The organism is uncultured Acetatifactor sp., from assembly GCF_948601915.1.
Classification (GTDB): Bacteria; Bacillota; Clostridia; order Lachnospirales; family Lachnospiraceae; genus Acetatifactor.
This window is the reverse complement of the sequence record NZ_CAPDXS010000041.1, coordinates 25,327-34,659: the sequence shown is the minus strand read 5'-3', so window position 1 is coordinate 34,659 and position 9,333 is coordinate 25,327. Positions and strand designations below refer to the sequence as shown.

Here is a 9,333-nt window from a genome sequence, read left to right as displayed (position 1 = left end):
CCGTGGTGGTGCTGGATCATCACAGGCAGGGCACGGAGACCATTGAGAACGCCACCCTCTCCTATGTGGAGCCCTATGCCTCCTCCTCCTGCGAGATGGTGTCGGAGATCCTGCAGTACACCTATGACAATATCCGGATCCGCCCGGAGGAGGCCGACTGCATGTACTCCGGCATCATGATAGACACCAACAATTTCATGATAAAAGCCGGGGTGCGCACCTTTGAGGCGGCGGCGTTCCTGCGCCGCAACGGCGCGGACGTGACCAGGGTCCGCAAGATGTTCCGGGAGGATGCCCAGGGGTACAAGGCCAAGGCGGACGCTGTGAGCCAGGCCGAAATCTACAAGCAATGCTTTACCATCTCCATCTGTACGGCGGAGGACCTGCCCAATCCCACGATCATCGGGGCCCAGGCGGCCAATGAGCTGCTGAACATCAGGGGCATCAAGGCCAGCTTCGTACTGACGGACTTCCAGGGGAAGGTACATATCAGCGCCCGTTCCATTGATGAAGTCAATGTGCAGGTCATCATGGAGCGCATGGGCGGCGGCGGACATCTGAACGCGGCCGCCTGCCAGATGGAGGGCGTGGGCATCATCGAAGCCATGGGCGCTCTGAAGCGGACGCTGGACAGCATGCTGGAGAACGGAGAAATATAGTTTACCGGGAAAGGATTTGAGAGAATGAAGATTATATTATTACAGGACGAGAAAAAGCTGGGCAAGAAGGGCGACGTCATCGAGGCCAGCGACGGATTTGCCAGGAACTACATCCTGCCCAAGAAGATAGGCATCGAGGCCACGCCCAAGAACATGAATGAGCTGAAGCTCCAGAAGGCCAGCCAGGACAAGCGTGCCCAGGAGCAGCTGGAGGCCGCCAGGGCGCTGGCCGCGCAGTTGGAGGACAAGCAGATCGTGGTGAAGATCAAGGGGGGAGAGGGCGGAAGGACCTTCGGCTCCGTGTCCTCCAAGGAGATCGCCACAGCCTGCCAGGAACAGCATGGCATTGAGGTGGATAAGAAGAAGATTCAACTGCAGGAGAGCATCAAGAGCTTCGGCTCCTATGAGGTGCCCGTTAAGCTGCATCCCCAGGTGACAGGGAAGCTGGCCGTAAAAGTGACAGAAGCGTGATATCATGGAAGAAAATGTGCTTAAACGTATATTGCCCCACAACATGGAGGCGGAGCAGTCCGTCATCGGCTCCATGCTTCTGGACAGGGAGAACATAGGCAAGGCCTCGGAGCTGATAAGCGGGGAGGATTTCTACAACAAACAGTACGGAGTCCTGTTCGACACCATGTGCGAGCTGAACGACGGGGGGAAACCGGTGGATCTGGTGACGCTGCAGGAGCGTCTGCGCACCAAGGATGTGCCGCCGGAGGTCAGCAGCCTGGAATTTGTAAAGGAGCTCCTCAGCGCGCCGTTGATATCCGCCAATATCAAGTCCTATGCCGAGATCGTGGCGGAGAAGGCGATCCTGCGGAAGCTGATACGCCTGAACGAGGACATCGCCAATACCTGCTACGCGGGCAAGGAAAGCCTGGAATACATACTGGAGGACACGGAAAAACGTGTATTCCAGCTGGTGCAGAAACGTTCCACGGATTCCTATGTCCCCATCAGGCAGGTGGTGATGAACGCCATGGACAAGATAGAGACGGCGGCCAAGAACCACGGGAACGTCACCGGCATTCCCACAGGCTTCCTGGATCTGGACTACCGCACGGCGGGAATGCAGCCCTCCGACCTGGTGCTCATAGCGGCCCGCCCCTCCATGGGGAAGACTGCCTTCGAGCTGAACCTGGCCAGACACGCCGCCTTCAAGAAAGGGCTGACAGTGGCCATCTTCAGCCTGGAGATGAGCAAGGAGCAGCTCGTGAACCGTATGCTCTCCATGGAATCCAGCGTGGACGCCCAGAAGCTGCGCACAGGGCAGATGAGCGACCAGGAGTGGGAGAAGCTGATAGAGAGCGCGGGAGTCATCGGGAAATCTTCCCTGATCATAGACGACACGCCGGGCATCGGCATCGCGGAGCTGCGCTCCAAATGCCGGAAATACAAGCTGGAGCACAACCTGTCCATCATCATGATCGACTATCTGCAGTTGATGACGGGAAACGGAAAGACGGAGTCCAGGCAGCAGGAGATATCGGAGATATCCCGCTCCCTGAAGGCGGTGGCCAGAGAGCTCTCCGTACCGGTCATCGCGTTCTCGCAGCTCTCCCGGGCGGTGGAGCAGCGGCCCGACCACAGGCCGATCCTGTCGGACCTGAGGGAATCCGGCGCAATCGAGCAGGACGCGGACGTGGTCATGTTCATCTACAGGGACGATTATTACAACCATGATTCGGAGAAGAAGGGGATTGCCGAGATCATCATCGCCAAGCAGAGGAACGGCCCGATTGGGACCATAGAGCTGGCCTGGCTGCCGGAGTACCAGAGATTCATGAACCTGGAGCACAGGCCGGTGGGCGACAGATAGAAGAGGACGGATAAAAAACAAACCTACGAAAGAGGATGAGCGAGTGTGCTTGTCCTCTTTTTTATGCACAGGCCCGTGCACAACCATTTTAGAAGACTCACGAAGCGTGGAGAGGAGAAGCTATGGGAGATTATTTGTTGATTTCGGATGCCGCAAAGGAGGTAAGGGTGGAGAGCCATGTGCTGCGCTACTGGGAGGAGGAGCTGCATCTGCCGATCAAGCGCAACGAACTGGGGCATCGATATTACACGGAAGAGGACGTGGAGCGGTTTAAGCAGATAAAAGGAATGAAAGAGAGGGGACTGCAATTGAAAGCAATCAAGATGATTCTAAAGGACGGAAAGCTGGACGTACTGCCTCCGGACGCCCCGGGGGAGGGCGGGATAGAAGAGCGCATGATTGACGGAGCCGACCAGCGGGGGGAGATGGCGGAGCGGACAGGAGGACTGGCCATCGATATCGTGCCGAACAGAGGCCGGGAGCCGGAGGCCGTGCAGGAATCCAGGGAAGACAAATCCAGAAGGCTCCAATGGCTGCTCCAGCAGCTGATACGCCAGACCCTGCAGGAGAACAATCAGACCCTGACCCGGGAGATCCGGGAGAGCGTGGTGAAGGAGCTGGACTACCAGTTCCGGATGCAGGAGGAGCGGGAGGAGGCCAGGGACAGGATGCTGGCGGAGCGGGACGAGGAGCACTATAAGAGGATGGACGAGCTGCTGCGCAAAAAGAGCCGCCGCCTGAAAAAGGAAAAGCCGGAAAAAGGCCAGGACAGGAACGGTTTGGCGAAAGCCAATCTGCATAAAGGAGATGCCGATAACAGCGAGGAAGGGCAGGCCCAGCCAACCGGGAAAAAGAAAAGGCGCTTCCTTTGAAGAAGCGCCCGCCTTCCTGCCGGAGTGCGAAAAACCGATTTAAAATACCCGCCTAAACGGTATAGAAACCGTCCGGGCGGGTGCGTTCTGCGGGAATCTGACAGCCTTATCAGCCCTCGGAGATGGCTCCTGTAGGGCATGTGCCTGCGCAGGAACCGCAGTCGATGCACTTGTCGGGGTCGATCTCGAATTTGCCGTCCCCCATGCTGATAGCGCCTACAGGGCACTGTGCCTCACAGGCGCCGCAGGCCACACAAGTATCGCTGATTACGTATGCCATAGTAAATATCCTCCTTTATGCTCGTCTTTTTTTGATGCCGTCGATGATGGCTTTCTTTTTGTCCAGCAGCTTATCCTTATCCATGGCAGGAACGCCCTTGAGCTTGTATTCCATGCCCAGGCTCTGGTATTTCTTCTCCCCCATGGTATGATAGGGCAGCACGTCCAGTGCCTTGAGATTGTCGAACTGGCCGATGAAGTATCCCAGGTCGAACAGGTACTTCTCGTCGTCCGTGATGCCGGGAACCACTACATGGCGTATCCACATGTCCACATGCCTTTCGTTCAGATAGGCAGCGAACTTCAGGATGTTCCCGTTGGGCTGCATGGTGAGGTCCCTGTGCTTCTCCGGATCGATATGCTTGATGTCCAGCATCACCAGATCCGTCAGGGCCATGAGCCTATCCAGCTTCTCTATGAGCGCTGTGTTGTCCGGATTGAAGACGATGCCGGAGCTGTCGATGCAGGTATGGATGTCTTTTGCCTTGGCCAGCGTGAACAGCTCGATCAGGAAATCCACCTGCATCAGGGGCTCGCCGCCGGTGACGGTGAGGCCGCCCCCATTGGCATAGAACGCCTTGTTCTTCTCGTACTGCTCGATGATGTATGAGGGCTCCATGAGAGTGCCGCCCTCCAGATCCCATGTATCAGGATTATGGCAGTAGGCGCAGCGCATAGGACACCCCTGCACGAACACCACGAACCGCGTCCCCGGCCCGTCAACCGTCCCAAAACTTTCCAATGAATGTATTCTGCCCTGCATAGGATTACCACTCTTTCTTAATGTCCATGAAACCCCGAAGAGATTCCTCCCTCCGGGGCTTAAAACCATGTCGCTACAGCCGTGAACCACAGCCGCAAACCTGGAAGAATGCCCGTCCTATGGGCATTCTTCCGCGTGGGATTGGCGAGCAACGCGAATTCATTCGCGGCAAGCCTAGAAGTTCTTGGCGGGCGTCTTTTGGCCGCCTAGAACTTCTTCCCACGCTTAGATGGCCTCGTGGAAAGTACGGGAGATGACGTCAGCCTGCTGCTCGGGAGTGAGCTTGATGAAGTTGACGGCATATCCGGATACACGGATGGTCAGCTGAGGGTAGTTCTCGGGATGCTTCTGAGCGTCCAGCAGCATATCCCTGTTCAGCACGTTCACGTTCAGGTGATGGCCGCCCTTTGTCGCATAGCCATCCAGTAAGTTTACAAGGTTGTCAACCTGTGCATTGTTTGTTGCCATAATGTTTTTCCTCCTTATTTATTTACAGTATATGAACTGAATCAATATAGATGCATCTTGTGGGGAGGCCGGATCAGTGATAATCGTCCAGCCCCTGTTCCAGGGTGGGTACACTACAGGCCAACGGTGTCCGCGAGCAGTCCGTGCAGCCCATTGTCTGAACATTTTTTGACTCGACTTCCTGGTCGTAATCCACGTTTACATGGCCTACGCCCTCTGTCATGCCGGAATCCAGCATCTTCACCAGGTCATCAATCATCTTATCCTCGTCCATGGCGCCTCCTTCTTTTTTCCCGCGGCAGTACGGGGGACCGCGCTGCCGCAGGACATTGACAAATTGTTATAAGGTCTTATTTCAGATCCAGCTCGATGTCACCGGAGAATACCTTGTCTTCCTTGCCCAGTGCGCCGGGGATGATGGTGAAGGTATTGGAGATACCGTCCTGCGCATCATTGAAAGGCAGCTTGGATACGGAAGCCAGGGAAGCTACGGCACCGTGGGTATCGCGGCCGTGCATGGGGTTAGCACCGGGAGCGAAAGGCTGGCCCTTCTTACGTCCATCGGGTGTATTACCGGTAGCCTTACCATAGGTAACGTTAGAGGTAATGGTCAGGATGGAGGTGGTAGGGATACCTTGACGATATGTGTGGTGCCTCCTGATGGCGGTCATGAAGGTATGGACTACCATCTGAGCAATTTCGTCTACACGGTCATCGTCATTTCCGTATTTCGGGAAGTCGCCAGTGGTCTTGAAGTCGACGATTACGCCGTCCTCATCGCGGACAACCTCTACCTTAGCGTACTTGATAGCGGACAGGGAGTCGGCCACGATGGACAGGCCGGCCACGCCGGTAGCGAAGTAGCGCTTCACGTCTCTGTCATGGAGGGCCATCTCAGCTCTCTCATAGCAGTATTTGTCATGCATATAGTGGATGATGTTCAGGGTGTTCACATAGACATCAGCCTGCCACTCCAGCATGTCTACGAACTTGCCCCATACATCGTTGTACTCCAGCACGTCGCCTTCCACAGGACGGTACTTGGGACCTACCTGCTTCTTGGTCACTTCGTCCACGCCGCCGTTCAGAGCGTACAGCAGGCACTTCGCCACGTTGGCGCGGGCGCCGAAGAACTGCATCTCCTTGCCGATGACCATGGAGGATACGCAGCATGCGATGCCGTAGTCGTCGCCGTGGTCTACTCTCATCAGGTCGTCGTTCTCATACTGGATGGAAGAGGTCTGGATGGACATCTTTGCGCAGTATTTCTTCCAGGCTGCCGGAAGCCTTGTGGACCAGAGAACGGTCAGGTTGGGCTCCGGAGAAGGTCCAAGGTTGGTCAGGGTGTTCAGATAGCGGAAGCTCATCTTCGTGACCATGGGCCTGCCGTCCACGCCTACGCCGCCCAGGGACTCGGTCACCCATACGGGATCGCCTGCGAAGATCTGGTTGTACTCAGGCGTGCGGGCGAACTTGATGCAGCGCAGCTTCATGATGAAGTGGTCAACGAACTCCTGAATCTGCTCCTCTGTGAAGGTGCCGTTCTTTAAGTCTCTCTCTGCGTAGCAGTCAAGGAAGGTGGATGTACGTCCCAGGGACATGGCCGCACCGTTCTGCTCCTTCACGGCGCACAGATAGCCGAAGTATACGGCCTGGATGGCTTCCTGCACATTGGCAGCGGGCCTGGAGATATCGCAGCCGTAGGAAGCAGCCATCTCCTTCATCATCTTCAGGGCCACCATCTGCTCGGAAATCTCCTCGCGCAGACGGATGATATCGTCGGTCATCACCTTGCCGGTGGAATCCTTCTGAGCCTGCTTGTCCTCGAGCAGCCTGTCGATGCCGTACAGGGCTACGCGCCTGTAGTCGCCGATGATACGTCCGCGGCCATAGGCATCGGGAAGACCCGTGATGATATGGGAGGAACGGCATGCTCTCATCTCCTGGTTGTAAGCATCGAAGCAGCCTGCGTTATGGGTCTTTCTGTGGGTGGAGAAGAACTCGGAAATCTCGGGATCCACCTCATAGCCATTGTCGGAGCAGGCCTTCTCTGCCATACGGATGCCGCCGTAGGGCTGCAGGGAGCGCTTGAAAGGCTTGTCGGTCTGGAAGCCTACGATGGTCTCCTTGCTCTTGTCAAGGTATCCGGGGCCATGGGAAGTGATGGTGGAGACTACCTTGGTATCCATATCCAGGACGCCGCCGGCTTCTCTTTCCTTCTTCTGGAGATCGAGCACCTGTGCCCACAGATCCTTGGTGTTCTGGGTAGGGCCGGCAAGGAATGCCTCATCGCCGTCATAGGGATGATAGTTCCTCTGGATGAAGTCGCGGACGTTGACTTCTTTGTCCCATTTGCCTGCCACAAAATCTGTCCATTCTGGTCTCATTTTGAAATACCCTCCTGTAAAATTTGAATTAGTTTATGAGTGAATGTTGCTTTCTAATCCTTAAGCTTATTATATGAAAAACACTGGTGAGAGTCAAGGTGGGAATGTGTACTTTTTTCTGTACATACCGTGGATTTTACTGAATTTTTCAAAAATTTTATAATTGCGGTGAAGTTATGAATTTTCTGTAGACGGGCCTAAGAATAGCTTGTCAGATTTTGCGGGATAATATATAATAGGTCTATGCTCACAGGGGCCGGGGAGCGGCCCCTGCGAGCGGCTGGCACCACTATAAAACTTTTACTTACAGAGAGGAGAAGGCAATGAGCAATATAACGAAAGAAATGACGATCGGAGAGATCCTGAACACGAACCCTGACGTAGCCCCCGTGCTGCTGGAGGCCGGGATGCACTGCCTGGGATGCCCCTCCGCCCAGGGCGAATCCCTGGAGGAAGCCGCGATGGTACATGGAATCGACATCGATGCCCTGATGGATGCCATAGCCGCGGTGTAAGGTCCGGCCATGGAGGCGGACAAGAGTCCGCGGCACGGAAAGGGGCGGCCCCTGGGTCTCAGGCGGCCGCCCCCTGTATGTCCGTATCGTTCGTATCGTTATAATGCGCCGGTGCATGGAGCCCTGGCTGCCCGCTCCGGTACTGCGCTGCCGTCAGTCGGCCATGCCCGGCCCGACTCCTTCCTCCGCCTGTCCTGGCGCGGACATCAGGCATCGATTACCCGAAATTGACGCGCCGGTGTGCTCAGGAAGCCGCGCCCAGCGCGTGGACGGCATTGTCCCGGATCAGCGCCTCGCAGTGCTCTGCCAGGAACGCGCCGCCGGCAGGGGCATAGCGCTGGGGGATTCCGTACTCCGACACCGTATTGCACGCCCTGTCGAAGGCCTCGGCGGTGGCGTCGCCCCTGGACAGCTGGAGCAGGTAGCCTTCCGGCTTCCGGCCCCGGCCGGCAGCATTCTCCTTATAGAGGGTGCTCAGGCCCTGGTAGCTGCCCGCGATGATGGCGGACACCTCTATCACCTGCTGCAGGGAGCTCATCCGGAAGATGCGCACATGGTTCGCGGGATTGGCCTCCCCGCCCTCGGTCTGTCCTTCCGCGCCGTCCTCCTGGCTGGTCTGCATCTGGCGGAACAGGTTCAGAATCTCATTGGAGCCCTCCTCCGGGTACTGGGAATACATGTCCTCATCCTCGTCGTCTTCCGCCACGGAGGGGGCGAATCTGGAGAAGCGGGTATCCAGCTCCTCGGGATTCTCCACCTTGGTGATGATCAGGACGATGCATTCCGCGTTCAGGGGGATGGCTTCTATCATAAGGGGGATATCCTCGGCCTCAAAGCCGAATTCGCAGTTGGCCTGCCTCATCATATCCCGGAACAATGTCTTGGCTTTTTCGGTGCCGTAAGCCAGTTCGCTGATCTTCAGTTCGCGGCTTGCCAAATCTTCTCTGGTCAGAGTGCAGCGAATCTGGTTCTCATTTACTTTTTCTATCTTCATGCGACAACCCTTTCCGTTCTGCCTAACTGAACTGTAAAATTACGATGCTACGTGATGACATCATATACTTTTGGCTTCCCTAAGTCAATAGGCAGATTCTGAGTTTTAATATTTTTTAATAATTCTAAGTTTTCGCTTGCAAAAGCGACATAGCTGTGGTATAGTAAAACTGCGGATGCCTTCGGTACTCTGTACGGGGAAGGAGGCGGCAGTCTTGACTTCAAGTTGATTAAACTGATTTTGGGAACGGTTCGTTCCACTTCATCCTTTATATTCTAAGTGTGTATACCACATTATATGACAGTAGAAAGAAACTGGCATAAATCTAAGGATGTCTCACAAGCAAAAACCGGATGTATCGATTGCTTGGTCATAAGTATGTCAACTAATTTTCACAATTATAATTCAATCTAAACAAAATATGCAATGGAAATTTTTTCCGTTGCCGTACTGCCAAAGGCATTCGCTTTACTTTCATCTTATAGGCTTCCTGACATGTGGAGATGCGTTACGGACCCACATCGCGCGGCCGCATTCGGATTCATCACAAGATCACAAGCTCCTTCTGGATGGG

At 55.4% G+C, this 9,333-nt stretch carries 11 protein-coding genes; 5 read left to right on the top strand and 6 right to left on the bottom strand.

Going from position 1 to position 9,333, the window contains the following annotated elements; translation table 11 throughout:
* The 4 genes from Q2B33_RS09145 to Q2B33_RS09130 all read left to right on the top strand — a co-directional run.
* The coding region (locus Q2B33_RS09145) for a DHH family phosphoesterase (RefSeq protein WP_300913962.1) at nucleotides 1-659 on the top strand (659 nt) is incomplete at its 5' end.
* Nucleotides 660-683: 24 nt separating this feature from the next.
* On the top strand, nucleotides 684-1,130 hold the full coding sequence (gene rplI, locus Q2B33_RS09140) for a 50S ribosomal protein L9 (RefSeq protein ID WP_300566189.1): 447 nt from the start codon (nucleotides 684-686) through the stop codon (nucleotides 1,128-1,130).
* A 4-nt stretch (nucleotides 1,131-1,134) separates the two neighbouring features.
* On the top strand, nucleotides 1,135-2,481 hold the full coding sequence (gene dnaB, locus Q2B33_RS09135) for a replicative DNA helicase (protein WP_300566191.1): 1,347 nt from the start codon (nucleotides 1,135-1,137) through the stop codon (nucleotides 2,479-2,481).
* Nucleotides 2,482-2,603: 122 nt separating this feature from the next.
* Entirely contained in the window at nucleotides 2,604-3,353 is a 750-nt protein-coding gene (locus Q2B33_RS09130; protein ID WP_300566194.1) for a helix-turn-helix domain-containing protein, read from the top strand.
* Between the two features lie 109 nt (nucleotides 3,354-3,462).
* Here Q2B33_RS09130 and Q2B33_RS09125 read toward each other — a convergent pair whose 3' ends face one another.
* The 5 genes from Q2B33_RS09125 to pflB all read right to left on the bottom strand — a co-directional run bounded on the left by Q2B33_RS09125 (nucleotide 3,463) and on the right by pflB (nucleotide 7,250).
* Nucleotides 3,463-3,633, bottom strand: coding sequence for a DUF362 domain-containing protein (locus Q2B33_RS09125; RefSeq protein WP_296461472.1), 171 nt, complete (start codon nucleotides 3,631-3,633; stop codon nucleotides 3,463-3,465).
* 15 nt (nucleotides 3,634-3,648) lie between these two features.
* Nucleotides 3,649-4,395: a pyruvate formate-lyase-activating protein gene (gene pflA / locus Q2B33_RS09120; RefSeq protein WP_296461470.1), complete on the bottom strand. Its 747-nt coding sequence runs from the start codon at nucleotides 4,393-4,395 to the stop codon at nucleotides 3,649-3,651.
* Between the two features lie 225 nt (nucleotides 4,396-4,620).
* Nucleotides 4,621-4,863 (bottom strand): autonomous glycyl radical cofactor GrcA3, encoded by a 243-nt coding sequence (grcA3, locus tag Q2B33_RS09115; protein ID WP_251206803.1) that lies wholly within the window; start codon nucleotides 4,861-4,863, stop codon nucleotides 4,621-4,623.
* A gap of 73 nt (nucleotides 4,864-4,936) precedes the next feature.
* Nucleotides 4,937-5,137 (bottom strand): hypothetical protein, encoded by a 201-nt coding sequence (locus Q2B33_RS09110; RefSeq protein WP_296439144.1) that lies wholly within the window; start codon nucleotides 5,135-5,137, stop codon nucleotides 4,937-4,939.
* A gap of 76 nt (nucleotides 5,138-5,213) precedes the next feature.
* Nucleotides 5,214-7,250 carry a formate C-acetyltransferase gene (gene pflB, locus Q2B33_RS09105; RefSeq protein ID WP_300766514.1) on the bottom strand — a complete coding sequence of 679 codons (2,037 nt, stop codon included), beginning with the start codon at nucleotides 7,248-7,250 and terminating at the stop codon, nucleotides 5,214-5,216.
* A gap of 323 nt (nucleotides 7,251-7,573) precedes the next feature.
* On the opposite strand from pflB, the gene Q2B33_RS09100 reads away from it, so the two are divergent.
* A complete protein-coding gene (locus Q2B33_RS09100) occupies nucleotides 7,574-7,765 on the top strand; it encodes a DUF1858 domain-containing protein (protein WP_296461464.1) in 192 nt (63 codons plus the stop codon).
* A 244-nt stretch (nucleotides 7,766-8,009) separates the two neighbouring features.
* On the opposite strand, the gene Q2B33_RS09095 is transcribed toward Q2B33_RS09100, so the two are convergent.
* Nucleotides 8,010-8,759: an adaptor protein MecA gene (locus Q2B33_RS09095; RefSeq protein WP_300783327.1), complete on the bottom strand. Its 750-nt coding sequence runs from the start codon at nucleotides 8,757-8,759 to the stop codon at nucleotides 8,010-8,012.
* Between the last annotated feature and the right edge of the window lie 574 nt (nucleotides 8,760-9,333).

Excerpts from the sequence above, each read along its gene's own strand:
- pflA (WP_296461470.1), bottom strand. The coding sequence starts at position 4,395 with ATGCAGGGCAGAATACATTCATTGGAAAGTTTTGGGACGGTTGACGGG.
- Q2B33_RS09110 (WP_296439144.1), bottom strand. The coding sequence starts at position 5,137 with ATGGACGAGGATAAGATGATTGATGACCTGGTGAAGATGCTGGATTCC.
- Q2B33_RS09095 (WP_300783327.1), bottom strand. The coding sequence starts at position 8,759 with ATGAAGATAGAAAAAGTAAATGAGAACCAGATTCGCTGCACTCTGACC.
- grcA3 (WP_251206803.1), bottom strand. The coding sequence starts at position 4,863 with ATGGCAACAAACAATGCACAGGTTGACAACCTTGTAAACTTACTGGAT.
- dnaB (WP_300566191.1), top strand. The coding sequence starts at position 1,135 with ATGGAAGAAAATGTGCTTAAACGTATATTGCCCCACAACATGGAGGCG.
- rplI (WP_300566189.1), top strand. The coding sequence starts at position 684 with ATGAAGATTATATTATTACAGGACGAGAAAAAGCTGGGCAAGAAGGGC.
- Q2B33_RS09100 (WP_296461464.1), top strand. The coding sequence starts at position 7,574 with ATGAGCAATATAACGAAAGAAATGACGATCGGAGAGATCCTGAACACG.
- pflB (WP_300766514.1), bottom strand. The coding sequence starts at position 7,250 with ATGAGACCAGAATGGACAGATTTTGTGGCAGGCAAATGGGACAAAGAA.
- Q2B33_RS09130 (WP_300566194.1), top strand. The coding sequence starts at position 2,604 with ATGGGAGATTATTTGTTGATTTCGGATGCCGCAAAGGAGGTAAGGGTG.
- Q2B33_RS09125 (WP_296461472.1), bottom strand. The coding sequence starts at position 3,633 with ATGGCATACGTAATCAGCGATACTTGTGTGGCCTGCGGCGCCTGTGAG.